19 protein-coding genes are annotated in these 16,180 nt (G+C 57.2%); 10 read left to right on the top strand and 9 right to left on the bottom strand.

What is annotated here, in order from left to right; all coding sequences use genetic code 11:
* Positions 1 to 5: 5 nt before the first annotated feature.
* A complete protein-coding gene (locus Q9316_RS01815; protein ID WP_306033561.1) occupies positions 6 to 860 on the bottom strand; it encodes an SDR family NAD(P)-dependent oxidoreductase in 855 nt (284 codons plus the stop codon).
* A gap of 361 nt (positions 861 to 1,221) precedes the next feature.
* Here Q9316_RS01815 and rfbB point away from each other — a divergent pair, with 361 nt between their 5' ends.
* From rfbB to rfbC, 4 genes are read left to right on the top strand one after another with little or no spacing between them, the layout of a single operon-like run.
* A complete protein-coding gene (gene rfbB, locus Q9316_RS01810) occupies positions 1,222 to 2,283 on the top strand; it encodes a dTDP-glucose 4,6-dehydratase (RefSeq protein WP_306033560.1) in 1,062 nt (353 codons plus the stop codon).
* A 3-nt stretch (positions 2,284 to 2,286) separates the two neighbouring features.
* Positions 2,287 to 3,177: a dTDP-4-dehydrorhamnose reductase gene (rfbD, locus tag Q9316_RS01805; protein WP_306033559.1), complete on the top strand. Its 891-nt coding sequence runs from the start codon at positions 2,287 to 2,289 to the stop codon at positions 3,175 to 3,177.
* A gap of 1 nt (position 3,178) precedes the next feature.
* Complete coding sequence (rfbA, locus tag Q9316_RS01800; protein ID WP_306033558.1) at positions 3,179 to 4,060, top strand: glucose-1-phosphate thymidylyltransferase RfbA; 882 nt, start codon at positions 3,179 to 3,181, stop codon at positions 4,058 to 4,060.
* Positions 4,060 to 4,602: a dTDP-4-dehydrorhamnose 3,5-epimerase gene (gene rfbC / locus Q9316_RS01795; RefSeq protein ID WP_306033557.1), complete on the top strand. Its 543-nt coding sequence runs from the start codon at positions 4,060 to 4,062 to the stop codon at positions 4,600 to 4,602. The genes rfbA and rfbC overlap by 1 nt, the downstream gene beginning before the upstream one ends.
* Positions 4,603 to 4,759: 157 nt before the next feature.
* Here the strand turns inward: rfbC and Q9316_RS01790 are convergent, their stop codons facing one another.
* A complete protein-coding gene (locus tag Q9316_RS01790; RefSeq protein ID WP_306033556.1) occupies positions 4,760 to 5,080 on the bottom strand; it encodes a hypothetical protein in 321 nt (106 codons plus the stop codon).
* Positions 5,081 to 5,442: 362 nt separating this feature from the next.
* Here Q9316_RS01790 and Q9316_RS01785 point away from each other — a divergent pair, with 362 nt between their 5' ends.
* The 3 genes from Q9316_RS01785 (at position 5,443) to Q9316_RS01775 (ending at position 7,203) form a co-directional block, all read left to right on the top strand.
* On the top strand, positions 5,443 to 5,970 hold the full coding sequence (locus Q9316_RS01785; protein WP_306033555.1) for a hypothetical protein: 528 nt from the start codon (positions 5,443 to 5,445) through the stop codon (positions 5,968 to 5,970).
* Positions 5,946 to 6,713, top strand: coding sequence for a hypothetical protein (locus Q9316_RS01780; RefSeq protein ID WP_306033554.1), 768 nt, complete (start codon positions 5,946 to 5,948; stop codon positions 6,711 to 6,713). The genes Q9316_RS01785 and Q9316_RS01780 overlap by 25 nt, the downstream gene beginning before the upstream one ends.
* Positions 6,714 to 6,897: 184 nt before the next feature.
* Positions 6,898 to 7,203, top strand: a complete 306-nt coding sequence (locus Q9316_RS01775) for a hypothetical protein (RefSeq protein ID WP_306033553.1) — start codon at positions 6,898 to 6,900, stop codon at positions 7,201 to 7,203.
* A gap of 120 nt (positions 7,204 to 7,323) precedes the next feature.
* On the opposite strand, the gene Q9316_RS01770 is transcribed toward Q9316_RS01775, so the two are convergent.
* The 5 genes from Q9316_RS01770 to Q9316_RS01750 form a co-directional block, all read right to left on the bottom strand.
* On the bottom strand, positions 7,324 to 7,677 hold the full coding sequence (locus Q9316_RS01770) for a DUF1515 family protein (RefSeq protein WP_306033552.1): 354 nt from the start codon (positions 7,675 to 7,677) through the stop codon (positions 7,324 to 7,326).
* On the bottom strand, positions 7,674 to 7,895 hold the full coding sequence (locus Q9316_RS01765; protein WP_371877942.1) for a hypothetical protein: 222 nt from the start codon (positions 7,893 to 7,895) through the stop codon (positions 7,674 to 7,676). Before Q9316_RS01765 ends, Q9316_RS01770 begins: the two co-directional genes overlap by 4 nt.
* A complete protein-coding gene (locus tag Q9316_RS01760; protein WP_306033551.1) occupies positions 7,798 to 8,016 on the bottom strand; it encodes a hypothetical protein in 219 nt (72 codons plus the stop codon). The genes Q9316_RS01765 and Q9316_RS01760 overlap by 98 nt, the downstream gene beginning before the upstream one ends.
* Before the next feature lie 20 nt (positions 8,017 to 8,036).
* A complete protein-coding gene (locus Q9316_RS01755; RefSeq protein ID WP_306033550.1) occupies positions 8,037 to 9,023 on the bottom strand; it encodes a glycoside hydrolase family 19 protein in 987 nt (328 codons plus the stop codon).
* 83 nt (positions 9,024 to 9,106) lie between these two features.
* Positions 9,107 to 9,382 carry a hypothetical protein gene (locus tag Q9316_RS01750; RefSeq protein ID WP_306033549.1) on the bottom strand — a complete coding sequence of 92 codons (276 nt, stop codon included), beginning with the start codon at positions 9,380 to 9,382 and terminating at the stop codon, positions 9,107 to 9,109.
* 61 nt (positions 9,383 to 9,443) lie between these two features.
* Between Q9316_RS01750 and Q9316_RS01745 the strand changes: the two genes are divergently transcribed.
* The gene (locus Q9316_RS01745; protein WP_306033548.1) at positions 9,444 to 10,238 is read left to right on the top strand and encodes an ABC transporter permease; all 795 of its coding nucleotides are present in this window, start codon (positions 9,444 to 9,446) and stop codon (positions 10,236 to 10,238) included.
* A gap of 97 nt (positions 10,239 to 10,335) precedes the next feature.
* Here Q9316_RS01745 and Q9316_RS01740 read toward each other — a convergent pair whose 3' ends face one another.
* Positions 10,336 to 11,436: a polysaccharide pyruvyl transferase family protein gene (locus Q9316_RS01740; RefSeq protein WP_306033547.1), complete on the bottom strand. Its 1,101-nt coding sequence runs from the start codon at positions 11,434 to 11,436 to the stop codon at positions 10,336 to 10,338.
* A gap of 187 nt (positions 11,437 to 11,623) precedes the next feature.
* Between Q9316_RS01740 and Q9316_RS01735 the strand changes: the two genes are divergently transcribed.
* Entirely contained in the window at positions 11,624 to 14,224 is a 2,601-nt protein-coding gene (locus tag Q9316_RS01735) for a glycosyltransferase (RefSeq protein WP_306033546.1), read from the top strand.
* Between the two features lie 56 nt (positions 14,225 to 14,280).
* Here Q9316_RS01735 and Q9316_RS01730 read toward each other — a convergent pair whose 3' ends face one another.
* Complete coding sequence (locus Q9316_RS01730; protein ID WP_306033545.1) at positions 14,281 to 14,994, bottom strand: methyltransferase domain-containing protein; 714 nt, start codon at positions 14,992 to 14,994, stop codon at positions 14,281 to 14,283.
* 190 nt (positions 14,995 to 15,184) lie between these two features.
* On the opposite strand from Q9316_RS01730, the gene Q9316_RS01725 reads away from it, so the two are divergent.
* Positions 15,185 to 16,099, top strand: coding sequence for a GSCFA domain-containing protein (locus Q9316_RS01725; RefSeq protein WP_306033544.1), 915 nt, complete (start codon positions 15,185 to 15,187; stop codon positions 16,097 to 16,099).
* Positions 16,100 to 16,180 lie beyond the last annotated feature (81 nt).

The raw sequence follows: 16,180 nt of genomic DNA, 5'->3' as shown, positions 1-16,180 counted from the left end.
GAACTTCACATGGTTCTCCCGCCCGTCGCCTGGTCGATCGGAAAGACCTCGACGCGGGCGACATCAACATAACCGGGAGCGCTATGACATCGTTGACGATGGGGCAGTATGTTCCGGCTGGATCGGACGATAGCCGTCATAGAGCACGGCTTGCGCCTAGTTGCCGGCGATCGAGGTGCGATAGAAGTCCGTCCGGCCGCGGCCGGGCACGATTTCGCTGACGCAGCCGACAACTGCGCAAGAACCCGGGAGCCCAACTGCTTGAAAGCCGGCTTTCCCGCTGAGAGGCGGTGAACGAAAACACTGCTGCCCTGGGTCTTGTCGGCAAGCGCGCACACAAAGCCGTCGATGGCTGCCACGGCCGCCGGTTCGACTGCGCTTTCCGCGTCACTATTATCTTGGGAGAACATGGCGAGCTCCCCGCGGCCTCTATCGATCATAGAGGGCAGGACAGCGCGCGTGTCATGCAACGTGGCGGACAGGTTAACCTCAAGCGTCATGTCGATGCCGGCTTCCGCAAGCTCCAGAAAGCGGGGCTTCTCAAACCAGCGAAGTGCCACATGGACGAGGACGTCAGGCTCCAATCCTTCTGCAACGGCGCGGACATATTCACGATCCGTCAGATCCATTGCCAGAGGCACGATCCCGTGCTCGACGCGCATCTCGTCAAGCGTGATGCGATCGTGCCCGAGCGCATGCACCTCCGACCCTTCTTTTGCGAGCGTGGTCGCGACCGCGCGTTCGGGAGCATGCGTCGCCCCGTGACAAGTGCTTTCGTCATCACACGATCTCCATGAGGCAATTGGGGGATGCCTACGGATGCCTTGGCTTGAAATAAAGAAATAGGAGAGCTTCGGCAAGTTCGCCTTAGTTTGCGACGGCGTGGCGACAAGCGCCCGAACAGTGGGCAAGGCCGACAGACATGATCCGTACCACCAGTGGCGCTCGACAACGAAGATTGGAGCGGGTAGCGGGAATCGAACCCGCGCGTTCAGCTTGGGAAGCTAGTGGTTACGCCGCATGATCAAGAGCATGGCTGTAAAATTCCGCCAATCATCGGACGCAATATCAATGGCTTAGCGGCGAATTGTAAAACTAAGTTTTCTACTGGTAATTGAGAAGATCGCAGACATCACGATAAAACGCCCTTATTCTTATTGAGCCTTCTGCATCGTCTATGCTACCTCAATCGCAACTTTTAGAGTGCGAGAGCCAAGGAACATGACGATCTTCGTAACGGGCGGTGCGGGTTTTATCGGCAGCAACTTTGTTCTGGACTGGGTCGGGGCCTCGGACGAGACCGTCGTCAACATCGACAAGCTTACCTATGCGGGCAATCCGGAAAATCTGAAGAGTCTTGCGGGGAACGCCCGGCATGTCTTCGTGCGTGCGGACATAGGCGATGCCGATGCGATCGGCGCCCTGCTGACGGAGCATGCGCCGCGTGCGATCGTCAACTTCGCGGCCGAATCGCATGTCGACCGATCGATCCATGGCCCGGCGGCCTTCATCGAGACGAACATCGTCGGCACGTTCCGCCTGCTCGATGCCGTGCGGGCCTACTGGAATGAGCTTGCCGAGGATCGCAAGCGGGAATTCCGCTTCCTGCACGTCTCGACCGACGAGGTCTATGGCTCGCTGGAGAAGGAGGATAGTCCTTTCGCAGAAACCAACCGGTACGAGCCGAACAGTCCCTATTCGGCCAGCAAGGCGGCGTCCGATCATCTGGTGCGCGCCTATCACCATACCTATGGCCTGCCGGTGCTGACCACCAACTGCTCCAACAACTATGGCCCCTACCATTTTCCGGAAAAGCTCATTCCGCTGTGCATTCGCAACGCGCTGGCCGGCCAGCCCTTGCCGATCTACGGCGACGGCCAGCAGGTACGCGACTGGCTGTATGTGAAGGACCATTGCTCCGCGATCCGTCGCGTGCTCGAGGCGGGCAAGGTCGGCGAGACCTACAATATCGGCGGCTGGAACGAGAAGGCCAATCTCGACGTCGTGCACGTCCTCTGCGCGATCCTCGACGACCTGCAGCCACGCGCCGACGGTCTGTCCTATGCCAGCCAGATCACCTTCGTGAAGGATCGGCCGGGGCATGACCGGCGCTACGCCATCGACGCCGGCAAGACCGAGCGCGAACTCGGCTGGAAACCGGCGGAGACCTTCGAGACCGGCATCACCAAGACGGTCCGCTGGTATCTCGATAATCAGGACTGGGTGGAGAATGTGACCAGCGGCGCCTACCAGAACTGGCTCGGCCAGCAATACGGGCGCTGAGCCATGCGGATCCTGCTGACGGGCAAGAACGGACAGGTTGGGTTCGAGCTGCAGCGCGCGCTCGCGCCGCTCGGCGAGCTCATCGCCGTCGACCGCTCCGAGTGCGACCTTGAAAGCGAGACATCCCTGCGCGAGGCCATCCGCAGGGCCGAGCCGGACGTCATCGTCAATCCCGCCGCCTATACGGCCGTGGACCGGGCCGAGGGCGAGGCGGAACGCGCCCATGCGGTCAATGCGCACGCCCCCGGCATCATCGGCGCGGAGGCGGCGCGGCGCCGCGCGCTGGTGGTGCACTATTCGACGGACTACGTTTTCGACGGTACCGCCACCGGCCGGTATGCCGAGGATGCCATGACCGGCCCGCAGGGCGTCTATGGACAAAGCAAGCTCGCCGGCGAGAAGGCTCTGTCGGTCAGCGGTGCCCGGTATCTCGTCTTCCGCACGAGCTGGGTATTCGGCGCGCATGGCGCGAACTTCGCCAAGACCATGCTGCGCCTTGCGGCAGAGCGTGACGAGTTGAAGGTCGTTGCCGATCAGGTCGGCGCCCCGACCTCCGCCGCGCTGATCGCCGACGTCACGGCGCATGCCATCCGGCAGGCTGTCAGAGATGGCGACGGCGCCGCGGACGATATCTACCATCTTGCCGCAGGCGGCGAGACCAACTGGCATGCCTATGCCTGCTATGTCATCGAGGCCGCCCGGCGTGCCGGCAGGCCGGTGCGGGTCGCCGCCGACGCGATCCTGCCGATTTCCACGGAAGATTATCCGACGCCAGCCCGCCGCCCGGCCAATTCGCGGCTCGACACGGCAAAACTTCAGCAAACCTTCGGACTGACCCTGCCGCACTGGCAGTCGGGCCTCGATCACGTCCTCCAGCAGATCATTCGGAGCTGAGATGCAACGCAAGGGTATCATTCTGGCCGGAGGCTCCGGCACACGACTTCATCCGGCGACGCTCGCCATGTCGAAGCAGCTTCTGCCCGTCTACGACAAGCCGATGATCTACTATCCGCTGACGACGCTGATGCTGGCAGGCATTCGCGAGATCCTGGTCATCTCCACCCCGCAGGATACGCCGCGCTTCCAGGCGCTTCTCGGCGACGGCAGCCAATGGGGCATCAGCCTGACCTATTGCGTGCAGCCAAGCCCCGACGGACTGGCGCAGGCCTTTATCCTGGGGCGTGATTTCATCGGCGGCCAGCCGAGCGCGCTGGTCCTCGGCGACAACATCTTCTACGGCCACGATTTCCAGAAGCTGCTGCACAATGCGGCAGGCGCTGAGAGCGGCGCGACCGTGTTCGCCTATCATGTGACCGATCCGGAGCGCTATGGCGTGGTGGATTTCGACCGGAACCAGAAGGCGCTGTCCATCGAAGAAAAGCCGGAACAGCCGAAGTCGAACTATGCCGTCACTGGGCTCTATTTCTACGACGGGCAGGTGTGCGACATTGCTGCCGGGATCAAGCCCTCGCCGCGCGGCGAGCTGGAAATCACCGACGTCAACAGCCGCTATCTGTCACAGGGCCAGCTTCGCGTCGAGATCATGGGACGCGGCTATGCCTGGCTGGATACGGGCACGCACGACTCGTTGCTGGAAGCCGGCCAATACATCGCCACCATCGAGAAGCGCCAAGGCCTGCGCGTCGCCTGCCCGGAGGAAATCGCCTACCGCGCCGGCTGGATTGATGCTGCGCAGCTCGAGGAACTCGCCGCGCCGCTCATCAAGAGCGGCTATGGCCGTTATCTGCAAAACATCCTGAAGGAAACGATATACTGATGCAGGCCACAGCGACAGCCATTCCCGAGGTCGTCATTCTCGAGCCGAAGGTGTTCGGCGACGAGCGCGGCTTCTTCTTCGAGAGCTTCAATGCCCGCGCCTTCAAGGAGGCGACCGGCCTCGATCGCGAGTTCGTGCAGGACAACCATTCGAAATCCGCCCGCAACGTGCTGCGCGGCCTGCACTACCAGATAGAGCAGGCGCAGGGGAAGCTGGTGCGCGTGGTCGAGGGCGAAGTGTTTGACGTGGCGGTCGATATCCGCCGCGCTTCCCCGACCTTCGGGCGATGGGTCGGCGTGCACTTGAGCGCAGAGAACAAGAAGCAGCTCTGGGTGCCCGAGGGCTTTGCCCACGGCTTCGTCGTCCTCAGCGAAACCGCCGAATTCCTCTACAAGACCACCGACTACTACAACCCCGCTTTCGAACGCTCGATCCTGTGGAACGACCCGGATCTAAACATTCAGTGGCCGACGTCCGGCGAGCCGCAATTGTCGGCCAAGGATGGCGCGGCCAGCCGCTTCCGCGACGCCGAGACGTTCTGATGGCAGGTTAATTGGGAATGCGGTTGGGATTTTTATCGCCACGTAACCTCAATTTACATCCTTGCCGAGATTGAGGGTGGCGATCAGGACCGTCCCTGCCAACGAGCGAGAGGCCTAACGGGCGAATGAAAAGCGCGGCGAGCCGCCTCCCGCTGTGTCAATTCCACCTATCAGCATCGCGGGTTCGTTCGTCCATGGCCAGCCGCATGGCTTCCTCGCGGCCGCACTCATACTTTTCCATGTTGTACCGGATCAGGGATTGGCGCCGGCCTTCATCCATCATGGCGAAAACATTTCGGAAGCGGCTCTCGGTAGGCGATTTCGATGAGGGCGCTGACCTTGGTCGGAAGAACTCGTTGAGCGCAAAATGAACCGCCCAGCCGGCCGCGGCCGCAGCGACTATTGCGATGAACCAGTCCCAAGGGATGCCTTGCTCCTGAGGCTTCGTTGCGATCTCGATGATCGATCGACCTTCCATCGCCCCACTCCGCTGTATAACCCAAAACAGCATTACATGATCGTCTACACGCGTTGGTAACATCCGACGTTGGACGAACCCTGAAGGAAACGACGGGCATTTTATCAATTGTCGATGGTAGGCGGAGCGAGCGTAAACTCTTGTGCCGACTGTGAATCGCGCTATCGTGCGCGCGAGGGGAAACTCAATGAGCCACGATCCAGCTATCCTATCCGCAGGGGCTGTCGCGCTGTCGACATCATCGATCACGGCGGCACTCGTTTTCTACTTGCGACGGCTCGGAGTCCTTGACGAGCAGGGCAAGCGGGAGTTGATCGAGGTTTTACCTAAAGCAGGGTTCGGAAACGTGAGGGGCGCGCCACTTGAGCAATGAGACGCGCGTCCTGCAACTAATGCAGGCAGCATATGAGGCCAACAAAGTCGCATTGCCGCCAATCGGGTGGAAGCAAGACCGTCAACGGGAACGCATCCTGCGGGTGCCGATCGTTTGCGACTGCGGACAACCAAGCGGTCTAACCGGCGTTTCAATCATCGGCACAGCGTGGACAGACGAACCGGATGCCCGTGTCACTTTCCAGCTTGCTATCGACATCGATGGCACTGACTTTCGCATCGCTCGCATCGACTGGCGGCCACGGCAGCCGCACACCAACAAAATCGGCCCTCCAGGCTTACGGGGCCTGACAGCCTACACGAGCGTACACGACTTTCCTGAAAACGCCGACTTAGGCCTTGAGACCATGCAGAAAAATAATCTCCCGATCGTCAAGAAAATTGACCCGGAGCCCCCAGATTTTAACGAACTTCTCTCGTATGTTCGTGTTACATTCAAGCTTGACAACGCCTCAGAAATACCGGTTCCACCATGGTCGCTGCAGTTGGGTTTATGAACGAGCCATTGACTCCCGGCAACTTTGTTGACCGGATCGCAAGCGAGCTTGTACGCGCTAAACGCCTTGCGCGCGGAACCGTCGTAACAACGCCCGTACTTTTCCCTTCCGGAGCGCATGTCAGTATCTTGGTTTCCTTTAATGGAGATCGCTGCCTCGTTTCAGATGATGGCGCGGCGTACAGCGAAGCTGATATGATGGGGGCGAGCGAGATATTCCGTCGCGCGGCAAGGCATATAGCAGAGGATGCTGGGCTGAGATTCAATAATTTCGAAATATTCGAAGCAGACGCCCGGATCGAGAACCTGCCTGGGGTCATTGCAATTATTGCCGATGCAGCACGGCGTGCCGTACAAGTTACTGCAGACCGGTTGGCTAGAAAGCTAGATTTCGACCTCAAAACATCAATTATCGACCGGCTTGTTGATGTTTTCGGGGCCAAGAGAGTTTCAGCTGACGCAACAATTTCTGGCGCGTCCACGCACAGCTGGACGGTGGATGCGCTGGTCCACACAGAGAGCGCTGATATCGCAGTTGAAGCCGTATCCCCTTCACCCATCTCAGTATCATCTGCTTACATGAAATTGGACGATATCCGGCGCCTAGCAGAAGCGCCCAGAACGGTCGCGGTTCTGAAGGGCAAACAGTTCTTCGGTTCGGATCAGCTCTTGATCCTCAATAGAACGGCTCGCCTCATAGACGCAACGGCCGACTGGCGAGAGTTGGAGCGCATAGCAGCGTAAACCGCCAGCCTCCTCGAATTGATAGCCCGCCCTCACCGGCGGGCTTTTTCGTGCCGCTTGACTTTCCAAAAAGCTAATTCAACATGAAGTTGTTTAGAGGAGGATTGCCATGCGAAATCTACTTTTGCCGACAATGCTGCTTTTGGGACTTACCGCTTCGTCCGCATATGCGGCGGGGAAAGACATGAAGGAAGCCGAACTCAAGACATTGCTGGAAGGCGGAAAGACCTTGCAGCTCGGCGGGAAAGGTCAGGGGTATACGGGAACTCTTGCCCTGGCCGCAGATGGAACGGGCAACGGGTCCGCTCAGCCAGACAGCGGCGACAAGATCGTGATCAAGGGGAAATGGCGGATCGAAGGAAACAGGTTCTGCCGAACCTGGGAAGGCCTCGATGACGGCAAGGAGGTCTGCGAGCGCTGGCGCCTCGTCGCGCCCAACAAGGTCGAGGTGTACAACGGCAAGGAGATGGTGGGCGTAAACTCATGGTGAATGCCCAAGCGTGAACGAAGCCTTGTTGTGCAGACGCCCGTCTTGCCGCGGGCGTTCTCAATCTACCGCCGCTCAATCCCTCAGCGCTGCCCCTCTTCGATCCGCTGAAGGATTTCCCGGTTAGCCTTTGCCAATGATCACCATGCCGATGCGCTTCAACGCTTCGCTGAAGGTAACCCCCAACGCCATAGCAGCAAGACCCGTGACGGCCAGCGCGCCCATACCCATGAGTTTCCAGCGCTTTACCTCGTCCGTGACAGGCCTCATCTCGGTCACGTCCTCCTGGACGGCTGCGACGCCGCCCTCGACCTTTCCGATGCGGTCTACGAGCTGATCCATGCGAGAGTGCATAGCGGCCCGGCTCGTGTCGGACTTGAGTTCGGCTTGCCGGAAAGCATCGCGCAGGTTCCGGATCTCGGCAAGCACCTCCCCCATTTGCTGATGCATGCGCGGGTCGAAGTCTGATGGGCTCATTGTTTATCTCCATGCTGACGGCACTCTTCAGCGGTCCACACCTTGCCGGCGCACAAGCCGACGACCGTTCGGTCGATCTTCCGCTGATCAGCCGGAGTTTCCCCGCGGGCGCCAATTAGATCAGTCCCCGCGACGCGGCGAAGACCTGTCACATCGACCGGCCCCGAAATTCCACAGCCCGCCGCCATCAAGGCAACGGTCATAAGCGCTGCGAGCATCGTCAGCCGCGTTGCGTGCTTCATTGTTCTGCCTTTCGATTTTCGAGGTGGCGGACCGAGCGCCCTGGTCGCGGATTTCGGCATAGAGCCAGATAAGGGCGCCGGCGATGGCGGCGCCCATGAGGATCTTCGGCCAGGGGATCATGCCTCAACCTCGGACGCCCGGCTGCGCACATCTCGCGCGTCGATGCGCTTGCGCCAGTAGAGGAAGCCGGCGACAGCGCCGAAGGCGACGAGGATCAGAAGCAGGTTCTGCCAGGGGATCGAGCCAAGCGCCGTCAGCGTGGTCGCCGCCCCGCCACCTGCGGCCGGCCCGAGGATTTCCTTCGATTGCCACCACGGTGCATCAATGCTTTGCGGCATGACGGCTACCGGCTTCTCTTCCGTCACCGGCGAGGCCTTCACCGCCCGCACCTTGCCCGGCGCCAGATCCACAAGCATGAGATGGATCGCCGCGCGGGTCTGCGGGCCGTCGAGGCCATCGAGCGCGCCGGAATATTTGCCCGCCGCGCGCGCCGCCCCCTGAAAGCCGCGCAGATCATCGGGGCGGTAACCGAGCACAACCACCCCCAGGCGGGTGTAGCAGTCCAGACGATCGGGATAGCCGTTCAATCCGCCATTGATGCGCCGGGTGATCATTTCCGGATCGTTCCGGTCGGCATAGCGGTTGAGGCTGCGGCGGTCGGGATTGCCCTCATCCCAGTACCAGATCGCCGAAAGCCCCTCCCACGGATCGGTGTTGATGAGATCAGGGTTGCTGACAAAATCCGGCGGGTTCATCCCCTTGGCGACGCACCAGGCATGGAACGCCCGGATGTTATAGCCGCCCGTCACCTGGATCGGGCCGCGCCCCCGGTTCTTGAAGCCATCGCCATCCGCCGCCGGCGTATTGCCGAGATCGGTGCGCGTGTCATACCGCTTCTGCGCCGGCGTCGGGCCCCATATCTCGCGATCGAAGCGGAACGACCCGCTCTCGTGCATCAGCTGCGCGAGGAAGTGCACGGCACGGTGCGGCAGATCGAGCCCGGCCGCCGCGCCGTGGCGATCGAGCGCCGTCATGACGGAGTTGAGGTTGCTGTCGTTCACGCGCGCCTTCGCGGCCGCGCGCACATGTGCTGCGGTGATCATTGGGTTCTCGTTCCTTTGGACAAGCAGGAGCGCCGCGCGTGAGCTCACGCGCGGTGCGGATTACGAAGGCCCGTCACGTCCTGCTATCGAGAAGGGCCAAAGAAGAATAAGGAGACGGCAGTTCTAAACGCCTCATAGGGCGTGACGCCCGGAGGCTTTTGTCCGATTTCGCGATAGCCTTGCCTGGTGAGCGAGAATGTCGACTTTCGCAAACTCGTTCTGCGCTCCACCAGGCCAAGCTGCATCGCCTCGTTGACGGCCGGGTAATGCTCCTCGCTCCACGCAAGGCGGCGTTCATCAACGCCTCTCCCACCCGCCCGATAAAGTGCGACCAGGATATGATTGATGCGTGGGATCATGTGCAGCCTCGACAAAAATGCCCGCCTGACCTATTCGTCGCCAACGAGCAGGAGCTGACGCATGTCAACGAAGACCAATCCTATCCACCACGCTCTTCAAGAGAAGAGAAATGTTATGGTCGCCGTTATGCTCCGAGACATGAGGAGCCGCTTCTTCAACCACGGCCTAGGCTTCCTACTGGTCCCCGTGTGGCCGCTGGTTCACATGTTGATCCTATTGACCATTTACTCAGTCATGGGCCGCCAGACTCCATACGGGGAGAGCCTTCCCGTCTTTTTCGCGACCGGATTGCTGCCAACGCTGACATTCATGTACGTTTCACGAGGAATGGCGTTGTCGGTGCTATCGAACCGAAACATGCTATCATTTCCTGTAGTGACGATCCTGGACGTAATGACAGCTCGCGCTCTACTCGAAGTCATTGGCGCTTTTCTGACCTTGGTGCTTCTTTTTTCGATCTTTCTCATTCGTGGAGAGGATCCGATACCGGCGGACATCTTCGAAGCCGTTTTCGGCTATTTGTCAGTCCTTATTCTCGCGATTGGCGCCGGATATCTCGTCGGGATTGCGTGTATGGCCGTGAAATTTTTCGTCACGATCTGGGCGCTGTTTCTGATCGTATTGTATCTCCTTTCGGGAGTGATGTTTGTGCCAAGCAGGCTCCCTGATGAAGCAACCTATTACCTCTCATTCAATCCTGTTTTTCAGGTGGTTGAATGGGTTCGTTCCGCCTATTATCCAGGATACGCATCTAGACATCTCGATAAGCCCTATGTTCTGTTCTACGCAATCACCTGTCTTTTCCTGGGCTTGCTCGTAGAGCGGCTGACGCGCCGTCTCCTACTAGAGAGCTAGGCTTGTATGCAGGGCGACGCACGGCGATCGGCCGCTGACAGTTGATCCCACTGCAACCTCTAACAATCACAAGCTTCAGCAACCCATTGGATGGACATTAGTGGTCAAAGTACTTTGAGGTCTGAAGTCCATTCACATGAAAGAACGTCATGAAGTTGCGGCGATATCGCTCATATCCGCTGAGATACGCGGCGATTGCCGCTTGGTTCACATACGCCGAAGGGTGAAAATGCTCGCCGATCTGCGACGCTGAGACCGTCGGGATGCTCATTGCCTCGGCCGTCTCGACAGTCCGCGAATCGTGAGTGACTAGAACAGCAGGCGTTCCGGCAAGAAGTGCCGCAACAGTCCCATGAAGGCGCGTGCCGATGCAGAATTTTTTCGCCTTGAGAAAAGACTCCCATTGCGGCATCGCGAATGGCACCTTGCCATGAGTCTTGAGGTACTCCGCAACTGCTTCTATCGGCTGACCGTAAACCGCTTCGAGCACGACCTTTGCGCGTGACAAAATCTCGTCGTTGTTCGTCCGCCCGAGCGCATAGTACATGTCAGCTAGCTCGGACTGGAGTAGAATATCGCAACCGTCTTCCATCGCCCAACGGTATAGCTTTCCCTGAAAAGCATCGGCTTGGTTCCACAGATGCCGTGTCGAATGAACCATAATATCGGCGGTCGTCAGACTCGCCGGCGCTTCCCTGACCATTGCTTTCGCGCCGTTAAGCAGAAGCGATGGACAGCCAGTAGCGAGACAGTTTTTGATCCCGTGATGGTTAAGCACATGCGACGAAAAACCGCCACGCGTAGAGATCAAGCCGGACGTGGCTCCCGCGTATTCGATCAACCGCATGGTTCCCGGATGGATATTTGGGAGCCTCTTGTCGACGCCGCTTTGAGCTCCGATCCCCACAATAACACAAGGTAACCCGCACGCCTCAATTTTGGCGGCCAAATCCCCGAAGTCGGAGTAAGGGTTCATCCAGTTGGCAGCCGCCAGAACGATAACGTCGCAATCCTCGACGTCGTCTGCGGTAAAGTTGAAGGTTCCTCGAACAGCATTGTCGAGATTGCGATAAAGGGATTCGGAAAACATGATGTTACCGGTGTTGTTTCCGAAATCCTGTAGGAGCGCCTGAAGCGCGATTTTCTTCTGGACGACAGCGTCGCCGTCTATTCCTGCAACGTACGGCTTTTTGAACATTTTAATCCTGCTTTCGAAGTGGAGGATAACCCAGCCAACCCACGGGCGCCTTGCGTCCAAACCCGCATCGCAGTAGTTGACAAGGAATCCTTCGCCGCCCCATTCTGCAGCCACGGTGTGACACAATTAATACACAGGAATCGCCGATATAACCTGTGCCCTGTTTGCAAGTATTTCTGGACGAGACATGAGAAACATCAAAAATTTCTTTTGGCGCATTCGGCGCGAAAAGTATGCTGTTCTATTCGATGAAACATTCTATCTTGAAAAGAATCACGATGTGCGCGACAGCGGACACGACCCCTTAAAACATTATCTTACGTTTGGCTGGCAGGAAGGAAGAGACCCCTCCTCCCATTTCTCTACAAGCGAATATCTTAAAAGGCATCCGCACCTTGTAAACGAGCGCATTGACCCTCTAACACATTTTATACGGAGCGGAAAGAAATCAAACTCAGTAAAAAATGGCACCGATGAAACCTACGTTCCTCAGCACACTTATAATGAGGAAGAATACACCCCATATTTCGATGCGGAATATTATAAGAAAAACTATCAAGATATTGCGAACTCGGATCTTGATCCATTCTTTCACTACATGAACCACGGCTGGAAGGAGCACAGAAACCCTTCAAACCTATTTAATACGGCGCATTATTTGGCAATGTATGTTGACATTGCCCATTCAGGCATGAATCCACTTCAGCATTTTGTTGAGCACGGAAGAGGCGAGGGACGCTCACCTCTTCCATTCCGGCAGAAGGTCAAAAGCAAAACGGTATCCTTAAAAGTAACTGCTATCGTACCGAACTACAATCATGCTCCCTTTCTTGAAGAGCGCTTGAATTCCATTCTGAATCAGACCTATCAGAACCTCGAAATCATCATCCTGGATGACTGCTCAACCGATGACAGTCGAGCGGTAATTGAGAAGTTCCGATCAACGCATCCTGAACTGATCACAACTATCCTTAACGAGCGAAATAGTGGCTCCATTTTTTCGCAGTGGCGTCGGGGCATTGAGGCGGCAAACGGCAACCTGGTGTGGATATGCGAGAGCGACGATTTTTGCGAGCCGACATTTCTGGAAGAAGTCATTCAAGGCTTCGCTGACGAAAGCGTAATGGTAAGCTTTGGGCGTATCCAGTTTGCTGATCGTAGTGGCGCGGTACAGCAAGGCTTGGACGGTTATCGAGAGCAATCCATGCCGGGCGCTTGGGCTGAGAGCTTTTCTATTCCAGCCGCAAAGCTGTTCCAAACTGCCTTCGGTAATACCAATATAATTCCCAACGTCGGCGGCTGCGTGTTCCGGCATCAAGTCATCACTCCTTCCGAATGGAAAGAGGCGATGTCGTACAAGATCCTGGGCGATTGGTACCTCTATCTGATCCTTTCGCGTGGCGGTAAAATACACTACGCGCCAAGCGCGGTTTCCTATTTTAGGCAGCACGGTGGGAACACGTCCGTCAAGAGTTTCGTTTCTGAGCACTACTACGTCGAACACGCTCGTATCGGGAGAACGATACGGGAGTATTGGGGCAGCGACGATCTCAACACGCTCCGACTATACAAGCGCTGCGAGGAACAATTCGACCGATTCAGTGATCAGATCGATGGCTTCTCGCTCCCCGGTGCGTTCAATGTTTCCGAGGTATTGTCCACCAAGAGAACGAAGACCCACATTTTAATGGGTGTCCTAGGCTTCGAGCTCGGGGGAGGAGAGCTCTTTCCCGTATATCTAGCTAACGAGTTGGTCTCGAGGGGGTTCCTCGTTTCGTTCTTGGCGATCCGTGTTGATCACCATGCTTCGAAGGTAAGGGAGGAGCTGGACAGCCGCGTGAGCGTCTACGACATTCAGGATGCCCTCGAATTTGGCGTCGACGCCTTCCTCGAAAGCGCATCCATCGACATAGTCCATTCCCATTACCTCGGTATCGAGTACTATCTTCTGCAGCGGGCACGGCAGCGGCATCCCTACGTTGTTACCCTTCATGGCTCTTACGACAGCGCATCGATTTCCGACCGGGACCTGATGACAATGATCCGCGGTGTCGACTGCTGGGTATATCTGACGCAGAAGAACCTGAAGCACCTCGACGGTATTCCGCTTTCCAGCGACGTTCTGCGCCACATCCCGAATGGTGTGCCGGAAGCACGGGCGAAGCGTGGCGTGAGCCGCGCCGACCTAGACATCTCCGACGATGCAATTGTGTTTGTCATTGCATCCAGGGCTATTGAAGAAAAAGGCTGGAGAGAAACCATAGCAGCTCTCGAAGCCGCTCAGCAGGCGACCTCTGCGCCACTCTGCCTCATTCTATGCGGTACGGGCCCGGTCTATGACGATCTCGTCCAGCAAGGCGTTCCCAGCAATGTAAGGCTCCTAGGCTATCGGAACGACATACGAGACATTTATGAAATATCGGATGTTGTCGTGCTGGCCACGCGATTTGTCGGCGAGTCCTTCCCGTTGGGCCTAATACAAGCCATGCAGGCCGGGAAACCCATTGTCGCTACGGCAATTGGCGAAATTGGAGCAATGATAACGAGCGATGATAACCGGGCAGGAATTCTCCTTCCCAATCTGGAAGACGACGCAACATTTATCTCTCAGTTGGAAGGGGCGATTATCTCGCTCCTTGATGTAGACCTTCGTAACAAGTGCAGCCTCATATCCAGAAACATAGGCGAGCGATACGATATCCGGCAGGTCGCAAGCGCGTACGAGCAGCTCTACGCTGATGTTATCTCGCGCAGAGCTATGAGCGCCGACGAGACAATGCCTACCTAGACTTTTCCAGCCGAGGCGCCGCTGCTTCGGCTGGAGAGACGCCTAGAACCCAGGACTTAGGAAGCTGGGCCTGTGACGGAAAGCGCTGGAGTTGTGTCTTTCAGCGCCTTCTCCGCCGCCGCCGCTTGATCACGCGCCGCGTAAATAAGATCGAGGTCCTCAGAATGTTTAAAAACCTTTTCCGGCTCACTCGCGCCAAGTTTCCAAACATTTCTGGACGGAATTTCGTCTGCGATGAATCGCTCAGGCCGCGCGCCCTCACCCTTCACAAAGACCGCAGTGAAATCGTTCCACACGTCCTTCTTGCGATCCGCAATGAAGGATTCCACCAACTCAACCTGTAAGCCATTCTTCTTGGCCCACCGCACCAACACATGGCCGCAATCAGGATAGAACCGCCAATTGTCGTTTGGATACCTGTGATAGTATCCGTTAGATGGCGCGCTGATGTAGATGTGGCCGCCTGGCTTCACGACGCGCACATATTCAAGAAACGTCATCCAGAAGAAGTCATCGTGCTCCATTTGAGACGACGACACAACGCAGTCAGCAAAATCGTCTCGGATCGGAAGCGGATCACCAATATTGACTTTGATATCGACCGATTTTCCAAACTCGATGTCCAGTCCAAGATAAACGATATCTTCAGGGCACGCCTTTCGCAGGCTTCCGTTGATATCCATCGCACCACAGTCGATAACCATTTTCCATTCGGGTCGCCGGTATATTTCGAAGAACTTCTTGCCAATCTGCATTGCGGTGTCGTGCATTGTCACTTCCATCTGGTTCGTAGCCGCGAAACTCCAGCAAGTCTCCGGGTTTGTCAATTCGATGCGACGAGTGACGGTGCCGCACCCTACCTGACGCAAGGCCCAGTCGGCGCTGACTTGCGCGATCGTAATCGGGTCACTAGTGCTGGATCTCGAATATAAACGCAGTTCAGATCGGAGCGTAAACTACATGAAAATCGGATGGGAGGAAGCGCTCGCTGCGCGTCGCATGGGTATTGCCTGCGCCAAGTACCCTTCGAGAGGTGACCGCCGCGAACGGTATCCCGTCATAAAACCCCGCTTCACATTGGAACCAAATACCCGGATTTTTACCATCGGCTCATGCTTTGCTCGAAATATCGAACGGAAATTGAAAGGCTTCGACGTTCCAACACTCCGCTTCACGACGCCGACCGAAGAGACGCCAGCCCCGTCGAACGCGCTGCTGAATGAATATAATCCAGGCACTATGTCACAGCGCATACTATTTGCATTGAACGGGAATTCGCTACCTAGCGAAACCATCGTACCATCAAAAGGAGGATATCTCGATCTTTCTCTGCCGGGTGGCTATCCGGTTACTTTAGAGCGGGCGCTGGAGCGAAGAAGGGAAGTTGACACAGTCTATTCGAGCTTAAAGGAATCGGCGGTGGTAATCGTCACCCTTGGTTTCGTGGAAGCGTGGTTTGACCAGGCGACGGGCTTGTATCTGAACCAGATGCCGCCGCAGCCAGTAATGGCAGCAGAACCCAACAGGTTTAAATTTGGGCCAATGAGAATCGAGACCGTCATGCCGTTACTCGAGGGCGCGATGCAGGCGCTTTCGGATGCCGGGCTGAAGGTAATCCTTACTGTGTCACCTGTCCCAATTGGGTCTACGTTCACCGGCCAAGACGCCGTCATCGCGAATGAGTATTCGAAGTCGGTTCTCCGCTGTGCGGCGCAGTCCATTTCGGAAACATTCCCTATTGTCGATTATTTTCCTAGCTATGAAATGGTCAAAATGGGGGGCGTGTCCGCTTACGAAGATGACAATGTCCATGTCAAAGACTGCGTCGTCGCCGAAGTTACGGACTATATGCTCAGCGTTTACGCAGCGATTTAGTAGATACTTCTATAGCAAGCCGTTCGGCGGGATCGGGAGGTGCCAGAGTCCGGGGCGGGGCCGCCAACCACCGGGTCTGGT

It is taken from the genome of Shinella zoogloeoides, from assembly GCF_030733845.1.
Lineage (GTDB): Bacteria > Pseudomonadota > Alphaproteobacteria > Rhizobiales > Rhizobiaceae > Shinella > Shinella zoogloeoides_C.
This window is presented reverse-complemented; position numbering and strand designations above follow the sequence as displayed.